The organism is Bacillus jepli, assembly GCF_047238305.1.
In the GTDB taxonomy this organism is placed as follows: domain Bacteria; phylum Bacillota; class Bacilli; order Bacillales; family Bacillaceae_L; genus Ferdinandcohnia.
The window spans coordinates 4,073,680-4,089,435 of the sequence record NZ_JBDFMO010000001.1; the positions used below are offsets into that span (position 1 = coordinate 4,073,680).

The following is a 15,756-nucleotide window of genomic DNA, read 5'->3' on the forward strand; positions in this document are numbered from 1 at the left end:
GGTTCCCTTACGAACCTCTTTATTTCTTCGAAAGCTGTTTCATTGGCCTTGCCAACAGAATTAATAAGATCAAACTCATATACCCAAACAATGGATATAAAAAAGAGATCAATGCCCCGTAGCCTAACTGGCTTAGACAATAGGCGATGGACAAAACACCGAAAACAATTAAGATTGACGGGAGTTTGATGACATTTTTCAATTGACGCTCAAGCCCAAATAAATTACCAATTACTGAAGTAAAGATTTCTCCATAAATCACAAGGATGTACAACCACGAGAAAGCAGCCATGAAGTTTTTCATAACCTCAGCCATTGGAATCTCAAAGGTGTGAATATTTGGGAGTGCCGACAAGGATATATGGCTTGTTAATAAAATCAGACATAATGCACCCCCTCCTATCAATCCACCCCATCTTAATGTTTTTTCATGTTCTATTTCTTTAGCAAGTGGTACCAAAACTGGCATCGCCATGGTTAAGTTAAATGCAGCATATAAAAATGGCGAAATCATCCAATTATAGCTTGATGATTCTAATTCAGGTTTACTTATTAAACTTGTTGCATCCGTAAAAAGAACTTCTACTGCTAACACAACACTGAAGAAAATCATGATCGGTACAACAAACATGTTCACACCAAATAACCCTTTGACCCCATATATCAATACAAAAATGGAAAGTGCACTCGTCACAAAAATTCCAAGCTGATACGACAGCCCTAATTGTTCATAAAAGACAGCACCCGCTCCCGAAAGCATGACCGAAGTTACCCCTATCAATACAAGAAGCATCAATCCGTTCACAAAAAACCCTGCTTTTTTTCCAAACAAATATTCATTAAATTCCTTATACGAATCAGCTTGAATTCGGTTTGCGATGATCATGATTCGAGTTCCTAACCATATAAATAAGAAACCACTGATTCCGATTCCGATCAAACCGTATAGACCATATTGGGTAAAAAATTCAACGATTTCCCGACCTGTTGCAAAGCCTGCTCCTACGATTGTTCCAACATAAACAGCACCGATTTGAAATGCTGCCCCCCAATTTCCTCGCACAAATAGCCACCTCATTTTTCTGTCTTACTTGATTTATATGTACAAGTTCCAAAATTAAGACGAGCTATTCCTTCGTTAACCGTGGCAAAAATTTCTAGTACTTTTTACTTGAAAGTCAAAGATAGTCAAAGTATAATATAGACATAAGGTCAAAGATGGTCAAACATCACAAACGACCTATTTTATTTAAGCCACACGATGTGGGTCAGTCTTTTATCTTAAATTGGTCAAAGATAGTCAAATTTCAAGGAGGTAGTTGTTTATGATTTGTCAAGCATGTAATAAAAATGAAGCTACGGTTCAGTTGCACGTACAAGTGAACAATGACAAGCGACAAATTCAACTTTGCAGTGAGTGTTATGCGAAGGAGAAGAACAACATGAAAATACCTTCAGGAATGTACGGTTTCCCTAATTTTACATTTGATGATCTATTTAAAGGCAATGCTTTTGGTCAACAAATGGGAATCAATCAACAACAAACACAACCAAAACACGGAGGAAATGGCGGAGGTCTTCTCGATCATTTTGGTCGAAACCTTACTCAAATGGCGAAGGCTGGACTTATTGACCCAGTGATTGGCCGTGACGAGGAAATCCACCGTGTTATTGAAATCTTAAACCGCCGTAATAAAAACAACCCTGTTCTAATTGGGGAACCAGGGGTAGGTAAAACTGCAATTGCAGAAGGATTAGCCCTACAAATTTCTGAAGGAAAAGCGCCAAGTAAGCTTTCAAATAAACAGGTTTATTTACTAGATGTCGCATCACTCGTTGCCAACACTGGTATTCGTGGTCAATTCGAAGAAAGAATGAAGCAACTCATTGCTGAGCTTCAAAAGCGTAAAAATATTATCTTATTTATTGATGAAATTCACCTTTTAGTAGGCGCAGGTTCTGCTGAAGGTTCAATGGATGCAGGTAATATTTTAAAACCTGCTCTTGCACGTGGCGAACTTCAAGTTGTTGGTGCCACAACATTAAAAGAATACCGACAAATTGAAAAAGACGCTGCACTTGAACGTCGTTTCCAACCTGTAACAGTGGATGAACCTACAGTTGACGAAGCGATTCAGATTCTTGAAGGTATTAAAGGAAAATATGAAGATTTCCATGGTGTAAAATATACAGATGAAGCGATCCGTGCCTGTGTAACATTATCACATCGATACATTCAAGACCGCTTCTTACCAGATAAGGCAATCGACTTGCTTGATGAAGCTGGTTCAAAAATGAATTTAGCATCTGGAGGCACAAATCCAAAGGATATTGAAGCAGAACTTGCAAAAATCGCTGCTGAAAAAGAAAAAGCAGCCGGGGAAGAAAACTACGAATTAGCAGCAAAATTAAGACATCAAGAAATTCTGCTAGAAAAACAATTAAGTAATCCGGAAAACAAAGAAGAGCATGTGATTGATGTAACCAATATCCAACAAATTATCGAGAAGAAAACCGGTATCCCTGTTGGTAAGCTTCAAGAAAATGAACAACAAAAAATGAAACATCTTGCTGACAACCTTGCGAAAAAAGTAATCGGTCAAGAAGAAGCTGTTACAAAGGTTGCAAAAGCAGTTCGTCGTAGCCGTGCTGGTTTGAAGGCTAAAAATCGACCAATCGGTTCCTTCCTGTTTGTCGGACCAACTGGTGTAGGTAAAACAGAATTAACGAAGACACTTGCTGAAGAACTATTCGGTTCGAAAGATGCTATGATCAGACTTGACATGAGTGAGTACATGGAGAAACACTCTGTCTCTAAAATCATCGGTTCACCTCCTGGATATGTAGGCCATGAGGAAGCAGGACAACTTACTGAAAAAGTTCGTCGTAACCCTTATAGCATCATCCTTTTAGATGAAATTGAAAAGGCACATCCTGATGTTCAGCATATGTTCCTTCAAATTTTAGAAGATGGCCGTTTAACAGACAGCCAAGGACGTACTGTAAGCTTCAAAGATACTGTAATTATCATGACAAGTAACGCAGGAAGTGGCGGACCTAAGAAGATTACGGTTGGCTTTGAGAAAGCTGATACAGATGTATATAAGGAAACATCTATTCTTGATTCACTAGGTTCCTTCTTCAAACCAGAATTCTTGAACAGATTTGATGCCATCATTGAATTCAAACAGCTTGAAAAAGAACACTTAGTACAAATTGTTGACCTTATGTTACATGAGCTTGAAGCAACTCTTAAAGAACAAGATGTAACCATCACAGTTGATGATGCCGCAAAACAAAAATTAGCTGAGCTAGGCTACCACCCAGCATTTGGTGCACGTCCATTACGCCGTGTCATCCAAGAACAGCTTGAGGACCAAATCACTGATGTTCTTTTGGAAAATGATGACCAAACAAGCTTAAACGTAACGGTCGAAGAAAATAAAATTGTAATCAAATAATGTACCCATTAAAAATGCAGAGCCACGTTGAGCTCTGCATTTTTTATATTGATTTTGTTTCCAATTCATTTACTTTTATCGGTGTCTTACGATTTGAGAACAGGCTGTGCAACACCATTCCACCCGCAATCATCAATAGCCCAACAAGAGAATACATAGTTGGCAGAGGTGCACTTAATAAAAGAACCTCACCAAAGATCACAAAAATAATCTGGGTTGACTGGGTAGCTTCAACCGCAGCAAGCATACTTTGATCATGCTTAACTAGCTCTGTTGCAAAAAAGAAAAGCACGGTTGCGATAACCCCAGAGGAAATCCCGACGATAAACGATTGAAACACCTGATCTTTACTAGGCAGCCCAGCAGTCGCAGCACCAAAACCGGCAATAATTAACCAAAACGGAGTCGAAGCTAGTGTCATGCCAAGGACACGTTGAAAAGTGTCAAAGTCATTTTTACAATGCTCCATCATCTTTCGATTTCCTAATGGATATGCAAAAGCAGCCAAAACTACAGGAAGAATTCCAATTAAGAGCATTTCCATTCCAATGCCCCCATCTGCTTCCTGAAGCTGAATCAAAACAATCCCAATAAAAATAAAACTAGAAAAAATAAGACCTTTGACCGGGATATGTTCACGGACTTTTTGCATTCCATTTGCCGTTTCCACTGTTCTATAGAAAAAAGGTACAACTAGGAGGCCCGCGATAATAACAAATTGCCATGTTCCTGCAACCAACCAACCTGGACCAGAAGCAGCCGCAAAGGTAAGCGATGCATAAAACAGTCCAAACCCAACTGTACTCCAAAGAATCCATTTTAACGGGTTCGTTTTTAACTCATACAACAGTTGCTTCAGGTTACCTCTAAGAAGAACAATCCCAATTAAAAAGGGTAGCATAAAAAAATATCGCAACGAAGAACTCCATAACCAGCTTCCCCCTGAAAGCTCCATTGATCGGTTTAGAATAAACGTTACCGCAAAAAATAGTGACGAGATGATTCCAATTAGAATAGCTTTCAAAGTTCATACTCCCCCCTAGACCTTAAAACAATAAACATCTTCATCAACAAAGCCTTTGATGATTTCTCCTGTTTTCGTAAATCCTGCTTTCGTATACACATGGATAGCTGCTTGGTTTGTAGGAATAACTGATAAGTAAATCTCATCACAATAGGGCATGGTATGAATCATTTCAGAAATAATTTCCTTCACCGCAGCGGTGCCATACCCTTTTCTTTGATATTTATAATCAATCATAATCCTGCATAATTCAAAGCGATTGCGCTCATTTTCAAGTCCAAACATGGTAAATCCAATTAACTGAGTTCCATCATAGATTGCTTTCGTTACCCAATCTGGCTGAACTTTTGCTTGTGCGAGTGAAAAAACATTGGAGGCAACCCATTTTTCAAATAAAGCAAACTCCTTATCTTCTGATTTCAACCGAATGACATCAAGCAAATTGTCCATCGTGACATCGCGTAAAATGATTTTTTTCATGTACCTCCCCCCATTTTACAATTATTTGGACCTCGATTGGTAGGAATATTCTAATAATTTATTTTATCATAAAGACTTGCTCTGCTTTTACAGTAAATCCTTCTTTTTCTAATAAATCACGCAAAATTTTATTCGACACTGACAAATTCGCTGCGGTTCTTGCAATTTTAAGATCCCTTTGACCAAATACCTTTCGTAAAAGTTCCCTTACAATGTCTTTCTTTTTATCATGTGATGGTTCAGCCTCACATTGCATTAGAATAATTGACTGAAGCTTTCCATCCTCATTAAATAGCCGTTTAAAAATGGCATATCCAACAATCGTTTCATTCTCGTCGAGTGCAAGTAGTGATTCTCCATCACGTGCATTATTCCATTGCGTTTGCCACGGAACCATTGCCTTATAAAAGGGGACTTGTGAAGCGTCAATTGGAATTCCTTTTGTAAAGGTAAATTGGTTGTTTTCGGATAGAAAAGCATCGCTCGATAATTCACCAGTATGTTGTAAATGAATTAATTCATCGACAATGTTATAGCCGACCTTTTCATATAATGTGATGGCCGTTTCATTTGCCTTAACCGCTTCAAGCGTTGCAACTTCTACACCTTCTGTTTCATAGATTGCTAGTGTAGCTTCCATTAGCTTTTTGCCAACACCCTTTCCACGGAATTCAGGATCAACCCCTGTTCCACCATTCCACGAAACTTTTTTACCGTTAATAGAGCGAATCCCATTTAAAATAAGACCTACTGGTCGCTCTCCTTCATAGGCAATGACTGAGAGTGTTGGAGAAAGCCCTTCCAAAATCATCCGTCTTGTAAAAAGATCAACCGTTGTCGTCATATCAAAATAGTAACCTTCAAAGCCTTTATTCCAAGCCACCACTGCATCTTCAAGTGTACATTCAGATAGTCTTTTTATTGTAATCATGTGTTTATCCCCTCTTCTTAAAGAAGTCATTTAGTCGATTTATTTAATCATATTTTAGGGATCCCTACAAGTAAATTTTGGAAATTTTTCAAGAATTATCGAAAGCTGTTCACATTCCCTTGTTTTATCTTTTGGCTTTTTCAAAAGTTTTACATAAGTCTTGCCGTATACACTCTTTATCACAGGACTTTTTCAAATATTATCCAGAAGTCATCACTTAAACTATCTTTATGCCATAGCTTTTTCAAGATTTTTACATAAGTCTTGCCATATACACTCTTTATCACAGGGCTTTTTCAAATATTATCCAGAAGTCATCACTTAAACTATCTTTATGCCATAACTTTTTCAAGACTTTTACATAAGTCTTGCCATATACACTCTTTATCACAGGACTTTTTCAAATATTATCCAGAAGTCATCACTTAAACTATCTTTATGCCATAGCTTTTTCAAGATTTTTACATAAGTCTTGCCATATACACTCTTTATCACAGGGCTTTTTCAAATATTATCCAGAAGTCATCACTTAAACTATCTTTATGCCATAACTTTTTCAAGACTTTTACATAAGTCTTGCCATATACACTCTTTATCACAGGACTTTTTCAAATATTATCCAAAAACCACTGGATAAATCACAAAGCAACTCCATTCAAGCACAAAAATTCTCCTGTCATCTACCCTACTTCGGCTTCATATACATTATTGAGGTGGAAAACATGTCCATAGTAGCAAGATTTTTTTTATTGATGTCTTTTTTGATTTTGTTTTTTAATGGCTCGTCATTGGGGTTTATCTTGTTCGATTTGAGGTTTGACTCTTTATTTGGGTATGGTATTTTTATTTTCTCTAGTTTAGTTGGAGTTGTCTTTGCATCGATTGCAGAGGAGCCAGGGACGACTAAGAGGTTTTATTGCAGATACTGTTTATACGGAAACTTGCTTGTCACTCTTTTTCCACTTTATTTTCATTGGGTTTCAGACTCCATTTTCCCAATTCTAATTGAAACATTCCTTTAAGCAAAAAAGTGCCACAGCAGATGTGACACTTTTTCTTTGTTATGCATCTTGATCCGTTAAGATGTATGGGCCATCCTGTGTGATCGCCAATGTGTGCTCATATTGTGCGGATAGGCTTCCATCAATAGTTCGCGCTGTCCAGCCGTTTTTGTCCATAGTGGTCTGGTATCTACCGACATTCACCATTGGTTCAATTGTGAAAACCATTCCTTCTTTTAAACGTAATCCTTTATTCGGAAGGCCATAGTGTAAAACTTGTGGCTCCTCATGCATTGTTGGTCCAATTCCATGTCCGATAAAATCACGAACAACTGAGAATCCTTCGCCCTCTGTATAAGATTGGATCGCATGACCGATATCCCCAAGGCGATTTCCAATTACCGCTTGTTCAATTCCCTTATACATCGCTGTTTTTGTTACATCAAGAAGCTTTTCGGCTTTTGGTGAAATTTCTCCAACACCATATGACCAAGCAGAGTCAGCAAGTGCGCCGCCAAGGTTCACCACCATATCGATGGTCACGATATCTCCACTTTTTAAAGGAGTTTTTCTTGGAAAGCCGTGACAAATTTCATCGTTAATGGATGCACATGTTGCATATTTATAGCCCTTATAGCCCTTTTGTTCAGGCGTAGCACCATTCTTTTTAATAAAATCCTCAGCAAAGCTGTCAATCTCTAGACTTGTAATTCCAGGTTGAATCAGTTTGCGAATTTCCTTATGGCAAGCAGCTAAAATTTGTCCCGCTTCACGCATTAATTCAATTTCTCGTTTTGTCTTTAAATGAATCATGAAAACACCCTCAATTTCAGTTTGATGTTTTTATTATATCCTTTATAAAGGATTTTTGCATAAACTATAGTTTATTTGTAAAATTTCCACAAAAAGGACTGTGGAACAACACCCACAGTCCTCATGTTTTACAGTTGCTTGTCGTCGACACTATTTAGCCAAGCTTCAATTTCACCTACGACAGATTGTACGGTTCCCTCTTCAAAAGGAGAAAGGAGATTTGCAACCTTCACTAGTTCCGTGAAAGGCTTGCTTCCACCTTGTTTGCAAAGGTGAATATAATCAGCCCATGCTTCCTCATGGTTTTCTCTTGATTTTTTCCAGAATTGGAACGCACAAATTTGCGCCAATGTATAGTCAATATAGTAGAATGCAGTCGTGTAAATATGGCTTTGACGCTGCCAGAATCCACCTGCTTCTAAATACTCATTCCCATCATAATCACGGAATGGTAGGTATTTTTTCTCAATCTCTCTCCATGCTTTGTTTCGCTCAGCAGGAGCAGCATCTGGATTTTCATAAACAAAGTGCTGGAATTCATCTACTGCAACTCCATATGGTAAGAATAATAAGGCTTCACTTAAATGAGAAAACTTATATTTATCTGTATCTTCTTTAAAGAATAAATCCATCCATGGCCATGTGAAGAATTCCATACTCATCGAATGAATTTCAGCAGCCTCATATGTTGGCCAATTGTATTCAGGCACTTCGTAATGTCGGCTTGAGTAAACTTGGAAAGCATGCCCTGTTTCATGTGTTAACACATCGATATCCCCAGAAGTTCCATTAAAGTTTGAGAAGATAAATGGTGCTTGGTAATCGCTGATGTATGTGCAATAGCCTCCGCCAGCTTTCCCTTTTTTCGCAACTAAATCCATTAAATTCGTGTCAATCATGTAATTGAAGAATTCTTTTGTTTCTTCAGATAGTTCTTCATACATTTTCTTCCCATTTTCGATGATCCATTCTGGGTCACCTTTTGGCACAGCATTACCAGATTTAAAGCTGAATGATTCATCATAGTATTTTAAGCTGTCCACACCAATACGTTCTGCTTGGCGTTCACGAAGCTTCACCGCTAATGGAACGATATGTTCCTTCACTTGGTTTCTGAAGTTTGCAACCATTTCTGCATTGTAATCGGTTCTTGATAGTCTCACATATGCAAGCTCAACGAAATTTTTATACCCAAGTTTATGAGCAATACGAGTACGAACTTTTACTAACTGATCATAAATATCATCAAATTTCTCTTGGTGTTCCTTGAAAAATGCAAAACGCACCTCATTTGCTTTTTTACGCATATCACGATCTATTGATTCCGTAAACGGTTGTAACTGTGCTAGTGTGCGCTCTTCGCCTTCGAACATAATTTTTGCTGAGGCAACAAGCTTCGTATATTCAGATGAAAGCTTATTTTCCAATTGGAGATCTTCAACTACTTCTGGTGAAAAGGTTTTTAATTGTGTTTCTGCAAAATCAAAAAGCTGCTTGCCCCATTTGTTTTCTAACTCAGTACGAAATTTTGAATGAACAAGAGCATCGTAGTACTTAGTAGTTAAGCCTTGTACCAATGGTTGAATTTCATCAAGATAATCTTGTTCTTCCTTATAAAATTCATCATTCGTATCAACTGTATGTCTGATATAGCAAATGTTAAAAGCTGTATCAACAGTTCGTTGGATCGCAATGATTTCTTTCATTGCTTCATCTTGTGCAGCAGGTGTTGCCGCATTTTTAAATTTTTCGAGCGCGACATTAAATGATTGCTCCACTTCGTCCATGTTAGGACGGACATACTTAAAATCGTTAAAATTCATAGAAGGTTCCCCTTTTCAATAAGAGATTAGAAAATATGTATACTCTTTCATTGTAAACCACTCCTACATAATTTTTCCACTACAAAACCTTCGAGAGAAATTGATAAGTTTCGCTAAAATTTTCGCGTTGATTGTCGATATAAAGAATAGTAGAATTTTAGATTCGAAACATATTTCGCAGATTTGCGTCTATGACCAGATTATTGCATCGAGTCAAGAAAATTTGCGCCGATAGCCAAATTCTTGCGTTGATTCACGCATTTTTGCGTCTATAGCCGGATTTTTGCGTTGATTCACGCATTTTTGCGTCTATAGCCGGATTTTTGCGTCGAATCTCGAAAATTTGCGTCCACAGCAAAATTTCTGCGTCGATTCACACGAATTTGCGTCTTTAAACACTATTCACATAACAACGTATGAAAGCATAGGTGATACAATTTGGATAAATCGTCATTAATAGGAGTCATTCTTGGTTTAATCGCAATATTTGTAGGTATGGTTTTAAAAGGCGTTCCACTTTCAGCATTAATTAATCCTGCTGCCTTTTTGATCATTATTTTAGGAACCATTGCAGCCGTAACTATCGCATTCCCAACCAGTGAATTAAAAAGGGTGCCACAGTTATTCGGAGTCCTTTTCAAAGAAAAAAAGATGTTAAGTGTTGAAGAACTGATTCCAATGTTCTCAAATTGGGCTACTGTTGCCCGTAAGGAAGGACTTTTAGCACTTGAGGTAAAAGTCGCGGAAGTTGAAGATCCCTTTTTGAAAAACGGATTAAGTATGGCAGTTGATGGACAAAGTGCTGAATTTATCCGCGATGTCATGACAGAAGAAATTGAAGCAATCGAAGAAAGACATGCTTCAGGTGCATCAATTTTCTCACAAGCTGGAACATATGCACCAACACTTGGGGTATTGGGAGCTGTTTTAGGTCTGATTGCTGCATTGGGGCATATGGACGATACCGATGCACTTGGAGAAGCGATCGCAGCCGCGTTCGTTGCAACAATGCTGGGGATTTTCACAGGATATGTGCTATGGCACCCATTCGCAAATAAATTAAAACAAAAATCAAAGCAAGAAATTAAAATTAAAGAAGTCATGATCGAAGGCGTCTTATCCGTTCTTGAAGGCCAATCACCACGTGCAATCGAACAAAAGCTTTCAATGTATCTTTCAAATAAAGACCGCGGGAATGTTTTGACTGAAGGTGAAATGATAGATGGCTAGAAGAAGGCGAAAATCAAAACACGATGAGCATATGGATGAATCATGGTTGGTGCCTTATGCGGATATACTGACATTATTGCTCGCGCTGTTCATTGTACTATTTGCTGCAAGTAATGTAGATGTTCAGAAATTTCAAAAGCTTGCAAGCTCCTTTAACAATGTCTTTAGGGGGGGTACCTCTTTTTTAGAATATGAGAGTCCAGTACCTGTTGAAATTGATCATGCAGCGATTGATAATGAAAAAGAAAAAGAAAAACAGGAACAAGAAGAACTAAAAGAATTACAAAAAAAGATTAATAACTACATTACGGAGAATGGGTTAGATTTAAGTCTCAAAACTCGTTTAGCTGATGAAGGTTTGCTCGTTACAATTCAGGATGGTGCATTCTTTGACCCCGGAAGTGCTGACGTGAGACTTGATGATGTTAAGCTAGCACGTGAAATTTCGGAACTATTAGTAATGAACCCACCCCGAAATATCATTGTGAGTGGGCATACCGATACGGTTCCAATGAATAATCATGAATTTAAAAGCAACTGGCATTTAAGTGTCATGCGTGCGGTTAATTTTATGAGTCTCTTATTGGAAAATAAAAAGCTTGACCCGCGACTATTTAGTGCTCGTGGCCTCGGTGAATATGAGCCCGTTGCCACTAACGAAACAGCAGAAGGACGAAAACTGAATCGACGGGTTGAAGTACTCATCCAGCCAAACGTCGAACAGCCAAAATAATCTCGCCAAAAGGCGGAAATAGGAATGCCCACGGAAATATTTCATCCGTGGGCATTTTATTACCAAATTACTTTCCAATTGTCATCTACAGTGGCTTCGATATTACCTCTTTCAAGGATATAATTAGCAATCAACTCTGACATATCGAGTGGAATATCCTTAATAATTGGCTTATCCTTGAACATTGCATAATCCCCACCACCACCTGCACGGTAGTTGTTCATGACAACATCATACTCTCCATCTAGTTCAATTGGTTCACCGTTAAAGGTTAACTTGACGACACGCTCTCCAATTGGCTTTGAAATATCAAAAATATAGCTAATCCCTTCCCACATATCATAATTGTAATGCTGTGGTTTTGGTGTTGTGAAGGAAGGATTTACGGTGATATCACCTTTTTCAAGCATAAAATAGCTCGCACTTCTTTCCAATGCTTCCTTCATGTCCTTGCCGCTAATTCGTACGACCGCTAACGTGTTTGGATAAATATAATTGGAAACAACGTCTCTCATTGTTATATTTGATGGAAATCCTTTTGTGACATTATTAAATAGAGCGGTATTTGAAATTGACACCTTGGCAACATCCATCTGTACTTTATTAATAAATTCAACGAGAGCATTGTCCTTTAGGCGTGCTTTTAATGGATCATCAATTGTCATATTTCCAATTACCTGACCGATTGGTTGATCCAACCACTCCTGTGTTTCAGTTTCATATTCTTTTACTATCTGAAGAGAGCAATCGTCAGCTTCTATTTCACTTACTAAAATGAGTTCAGGTTTTGAATCTGAAATCGTCCACCTGTCATCATTCTTCGTAAGTGATAGTGTGACTTTCCCTATTGCTTGACCATTAAAGCTAGGCTGCAGGATCGGCACACCGTTTACTTTACCGGCAAGTGAACGGTGTTGATGACCAGTTAATAAGAGGTCAATTCCCTCAATTTCCTGACAAATTCGATACCCCTGGTTTTCACCTGTCTGTTTTTCAGTAGGTTCACCTGTATCAAGATCAGCTTCAAATCCCCCATGGTAGGAAACAATCATGAGGTCTGGATTTTCTTCATTGCGAATGTAATCCACCCATTTTTTCGTGGATTCAAACGCATCTTCAAAGGTTAATCCTTTGATATGTTCAGGATTTTCCCAATTTGGGATATAGTGAGTGGTCACACCAAGAATCGCAGCCTTTATTCCTTCCTCAAGTTCAACCATGATATAGGGCTTGCCAATAAAAGGCTCCCCTTTTTCATTTAAAATATTTGCAGAAAGCCATGGAAAAGTAGATTCATTTATCGCTTGCTGCAATACTTTCATTCCATAATTGAACTCATGATTTCCAATGACTGCTGCATCATAGTTTAAATCATTTAATAATGTAATCATTGGATTTTGTTTATGACTATTTGATCGTACATAATGATAGGTTAAAGGAGTTCCTTGAATTAAATCTCCATTATCGATAACGATTGTGTTCTTATTCCGACTTCTCTCTTGTTTAATGACGGTTGCGATTTTTGCAAGACCAAGCCCAGCAGCTTCATTACTCCCATAATTAATTGGAAAAATATTGCCGTGAACATCACTCGTTTCTAGAATTGTAATTGTCATAGATTTCATCTTTGTTACCTCGTTTGTATAGGATCCATCTTTAGTATACACAAATTTACCAATTAAGCGTGAACGAAAAACATACACTTTTATATAAAACAGCACTTCTCAATACAAGAAGTGCTGTTTCTCCACATTTAGACGATTTTACTACGAATTTTTCCACTGATTGCATCAATGATTGTTACAACAATAATAATGATGATTAACATCATCCCAACCTGCTCCCAGTTACGTTGCATGGATGCAATAAGTAATGGGGCACCAATACCTCCCGCACCAACTATACCAAGGATTGTTGACGCACGAACATCGACTTCGAAACGGTACATCGCATAGTTTGAAAACTGTGGAATGATTTGTGGAATAACTCCAAACCAAATCACTTGAATTCGGTTTGCACCGTTTGCTTTTAATGCTTCAAGTACTTTCATATCAATAGATTCGACTACTTCCGAATACAGCTTCCCAAGCATCCCAATGGAATGGATTCCAACTGCTAAAACACCTGCATAAGGGCCAATGCCGACAGCCGCAACGAAAATAATTGCAAGCATAATTTCTGGGAATGCACGAATTCCATTTAAAATCCATTTTCCGATGGTTGAGACCTTTGAAATATTTCTCGCAGCTAAAAACCCGAATGGAATAGCTAATACAGCTGCAATAAGTGTACCCGCATATGCAATCAGAATAGATTCTAACATGTAATAGGCATATTCAGGAATTTTCGCGTGAATTTCTGGCATAAAGAATGGATCCCAGAAAAGTCTCTTAAATATGGTCATCGGGCTCAAGACTGATCCACGATAGGATAAATCTGTCATTGTAAATGCAATATAATATAAATAGAGTAAGACAAGTGAAATAACGACAATCTTCCATCGTCCTTTTTTTGCTGGTGGTTTTAAAAATTGCGCTCCTTTTTGCATTACATCAATCGCTCCCTTACTCGGTTACTGATAAAGTCAATAATCGTAACCGCTATAAAAGTCATGATGACAATTGTAGATACATTGTCAAAATTAAACATCGCTAATTGTTTTTTAAGGATTAAACCAATACCACCAGCACCTACAAATCCTAGAACAACAGAGGCACGAACATTAATTTCTAATACATATAATGAATATGATGTAAAATGTGGCATAATTTGCGGTAATACACCGTACCAGATGACTTGAACAATATTACCACCCGTTGCCCGAATCGCCTCTAATGGATTCGGATCAATCGCTTCAATGGTTTCACTGATCAATTTCGCAAGAATACCAACTGAAAAGATAAAAAGAGCTAATACACCGGCTAATGCGCCAATACCCACTATTGCTACTAAAATAACAGCCAAAATCAACTCAGGAATCGTACGTAAGATATTTAAAAAGAAACGAAAAACTTTATAAAAAACTTTATTTTTGTTAATGTTTGCTGCAGCGAAAAAGCTAATTGGCAATGCTACAATGGCTGATAAAGTTGTACTTAAAAAGGCCATATTCCAAGTTTCAATTAAACTTGAAAGCACAGTATCCGCGTAACCTAGATTAGGTGGGAATAAATCCTTTACGATAAAATCAATAACAATTGGCATTCCTTTTATAATTTCATCCGGATAGGCTTCAGTAAAAACTGCTGAAACAATATATAAAACGATAATTACAGCTAATATACTTCCAATTGTTGCTTTTGCCCGCATTGTCACAACAGGAATTTTTTTATTCAAGGAGTCCACTTGTTTACTCATCATCAACACTCCCGCGCATATCTCCATCCTTAATTGGACGACCATATATTTGCTCAAATGTTTTTTCATTCACGGTAGATGCAGGACCATCAAACACAATTTCACCAGCCCTCATCCCGATAATGCGATCAGCATATTCCATGGCCATATCAATAAAGTGAAGGTTAACAATGGTCGTAATCCCTAGTTCTTGATTGATTCTTTTTAAGTCTCTCATCACGACATGTGAAGTTGGAGGGTCAAGACTTGCTACAGGCTCGTCAGCTAAAATAACATTTGGCTTTTGTGTCAAAGCTCGTGCAATACTTACACGTTGTTGTTGTCCCCCACTCAGTTGGTCAGCACGTGTGTATGCTTTTTCTTCAATTCCTACACGCTCCAAGTTAGTTAATGCCAACTCTTTATCTTCCGTAGAGAAAAGACCTAATAAACTTTTAAAAGTTCCAATATGTCCAAGTCTGCCTGTCAATACATTCCGAAGAACAGACATACGATTTACAAGATTATAGTTTTGGAAGATCATCCCAATATTTGTACGTAGTTTTTTAAGTTCTCTTTCCTTAAATTTCAAGGTGTTCTTGCCATCTATAATTAACTCTCCTTCAGTAGGTTTAACCAATTGGTTAATACTTCTGATAAAAGTGGATTTTCCAGCGCCAGATAAACCAACTACAACTACAAATTCACCAGGATTAATGGTAACATTAATATTTTTTAACCCCTGATGCCCATTTGGATAAGTTAAAGAAACATTTTTAAATTCAATCATTGTCTTGCTCCTTTACGTTCATTAAAAATCTACTTGCTACTTGTATGATGTTCATTAACTTGTTCAACAAAATTTCAAGAAAAATCCTCTTAAAAAAAGAGAGAAGATGTCTCCTCTCTCTTTATACTTTTTAT

The 15,756-nt window shown here is 37.7% G+C and carries 13 protein-coding genes; 3 read left to right on the forward strand and 10 right to left on the reverse strand.

The genetic code is table 11. From position 1 onward, the window contains the following. Positions 1 to 19 precede the first annotated feature (19 nt). Entirely contained in the window at positions 20 to 1,063 is a 1,044-nt protein-coding gene (locus tag ABC371_RS20785) for a YkvI family membrane protein (RefSeq protein WP_412898540.1), read from the reverse strand. 262 nt (positions 1,064 to 1,325) lie between these two features. Between ABC371_RS20785 and ABC371_RS20790 the strand changes: the two genes are divergently transcribed. Next, positions 1,326 to 3,461: an ATP-dependent Clp protease ATP-binding subunit gene (locus tag ABC371_RS20790; protein WP_412898541.1), complete on the forward strand. Its 2,136-nt coding sequence runs from the start codon at positions 1,326 to 1,328 to the stop codon at positions 3,459 to 3,461. Between the two features lie 43 nt (positions 3,462 to 3,504). Here the strand turns inward: ABC371_RS20790 and ABC371_RS20795 are convergent, their stop codons facing one another. The 5 genes from ABC371_RS20795 to ABC371_RS20815 all read right to left on the reverse strand — a co-directional run bounded on the left by ABC371_RS20795 (position 3,505) and on the right by ABC371_RS20815 (position 9,533). Further along, positions 3,505 to 4,485: a DMT family transporter gene (locus ABC371_RS20795; RefSeq protein ID WP_412898542.1), complete on the reverse strand. Its 981-nt coding sequence runs from the start codon at positions 4,483 to 4,485 to the stop codon at positions 3,505 to 3,507. A gap of 15 nt (positions 4,486 to 4,500) precedes the next feature. Next, positions 4,501 to 4,965, reverse strand: a complete 465-nt coding sequence (locus ABC371_RS20800; protein WP_412898543.1) for a GNAT family N-acetyltransferase — start codon at positions 4,963 to 4,965, stop codon at positions 4,501 to 4,503. Positions 4,966 to 5,023: 58 nt separating this feature from the next. Beyond that, on the reverse strand, positions 5,024 to 5,896 hold the full coding sequence (locus ABC371_RS20805) for a GNAT family N-acetyltransferase (RefSeq protein WP_412898544.1): 873 nt from the start codon (positions 5,894 to 5,896) through the stop codon (positions 5,024 to 5,026). Between the two features lie 1,061 nt (positions 5,897 to 6,957). Then, complete coding sequence (map, locus tag ABC371_RS20810; protein WP_412898545.1) at positions 6,958 to 7,710, reverse strand: type I methionyl aminopeptidase; 753 nt, start codon at positions 7,708 to 7,710, stop codon at positions 6,958 to 6,960. A gap of 128 nt (positions 7,711 to 7,838) precedes the next feature. After that, the gene (locus tag ABC371_RS20815) at positions 7,839 to 9,533 is read right to left on the reverse strand and encodes a M3 family oligoendopeptidase (protein WP_412898546.1); all 1,695 of its coding nucleotides are present in this window, start codon (positions 9,531 to 9,533) and stop codon (positions 7,839 to 7,841) included. A 438-nt stretch (positions 9,534 to 9,971) separates the two neighbouring features. Here ABC371_RS20815 and motA point away from each other — a divergent pair, with 438 nt between their 5' ends. Both motA and motB read left to right on the forward strand, forming a co-directional pair. Then, positions 9,972 to 10,763 carry a flagellar motor stator protein MotA gene (gene motA, locus ABC371_RS20820; protein ID WP_412898547.1) on the forward strand — a complete coding sequence of 264 codons (792 nt, stop codon included), beginning with the start codon at positions 9,972 to 9,974 and terminating at the stop codon, positions 10,761 to 10,763. Then, positions 10,756 to 11,496: a flagellar motor protein MotB gene (gene motB / locus ABC371_RS20825; protein ID WP_412898548.1), complete on the forward strand. Its 741-nt coding sequence runs from the start codon at positions 10,756 to 10,758 to the stop codon at positions 11,494 to 11,496. The genes motA and motB overlap by 8 nt, the downstream gene beginning before the upstream one ends. A 59-nt stretch (positions 11,497 to 11,555) precedes the next feature. Here motB and ABC371_RS20830 read toward each other — a convergent pair whose 3' ends face one another. From ABC371_RS20830 to phnC, 4 genes are all read right to left on the reverse strand, one after another. Further along, the gene (locus ABC371_RS20830; protein ID WP_412898549.1) at positions 11,556 to 13,121 is read right to left on the reverse strand and encodes a bifunctional metallophosphatase/5'-nucleotidase; all 1,566 of its coding nucleotides are present in this window, start codon (positions 13,119 to 13,121) and stop codon (positions 11,556 to 11,558) included. A gap of 128 nt (positions 13,122 to 13,249) precedes the next feature. Then, the gene (gene phnE, locus ABC371_RS20835; protein WP_136379148.1) at positions 13,250 to 14,044 is read right to left on the reverse strand and encodes a phosphonate ABC transporter, permease protein PhnE; all 795 of its coding nucleotides are present in this window, start codon (positions 14,042 to 14,044) and stop codon (positions 13,250 to 13,252) included. Continuing rightward, entirely contained in the window at positions 14,044 to 14,856 is an 813-nt protein-coding gene (phnE, locus tag ABC371_RS20840) for a phosphonate ABC transporter, permease protein PhnE (protein WP_412898550.1), read from the reverse strand. The genes phnE (ABC371_RS20835) and phnE (ABC371_RS20840) overlap by 1 nt, the downstream gene beginning before the upstream one ends. Further along, complete coding sequence (gene phnC, locus ABC371_RS20845) at positions 14,846 to 15,622, reverse strand: phosphonate ABC transporter ATP-binding protein (protein WP_412898551.1); 777 nt, start codon at positions 15,620 to 15,622, stop codon at positions 14,846 to 14,848. The genes phnE (ABC371_RS20840) and phnC overlap by 11 nt, the downstream gene beginning before the upstream one ends. Positions 15,623 to 15,756 lie beyond the last annotated feature (134 nt).

Coding starts and splice junctions, on each gene's coding strand:
- ABC371_RS20790 (WP_412898541.1), top strand. CDS start 1,326: ATGATTTGTCAAGCATGTAATAAAAATGAAGCTACGGTTCAGTTGCAC.
- ABC371_RS20800 (WP_412898543.1), bottom strand. CDS start 4,965: ATGAAAAAAATCATTTTACGCGATGTCACGATGGACAATTTGCTTGAT.
- ABC371_RS20805 (WP_412898544.1), bottom strand. CDS start 5,896: ATGATTACAATAAAAAGACTATCTGAATGTACACTTGAAGATGCAGTG.
- map (WP_412898545.1), bottom strand. CDS start 7,710: ATGATTCATTTAAAGACAAAACGAGAAATTGAATTAATGCGTGAAGCG.
- ABC371_RS20815 (WP_412898546.1), bottom strand. CDS start 9,533: ATGAATTTTAACGATTTTAAGTATGTCCGTCCTAACATGGACGAAGTG.
- motB (WP_412898548.1), top strand. CDS start 10,756: ATGGCTAGAAGAAGGCGAAAATCAAAACACGATGAGCATATGGATGAA.
- ABC371_RS20830 (WP_412898549.1), bottom strand. CDS start 13,121: ATGAAATCTATGACAATTACAATTCTAGAAACGAGTGATGTTCACGGC.
- phnE (WP_136379148.1), bottom strand. CDS start 14,044: ATGCAAAAAGGAGCGCAATTTTTAAAACCACCAGCAAAAAAAGGACGA.
- phnE (WP_412898550.1), bottom strand. CDS start 14,856: ATGATGAGTAAACAAGTGGACTCCTTGAATAAAAAAATTCCTGTTGTG.
- phnC (WP_412898551.1), bottom strand. CDS start 15,622: ATGATTGAATTTAAAAATGTTTCTTTAACTTATCCAAATGGGCATCAG.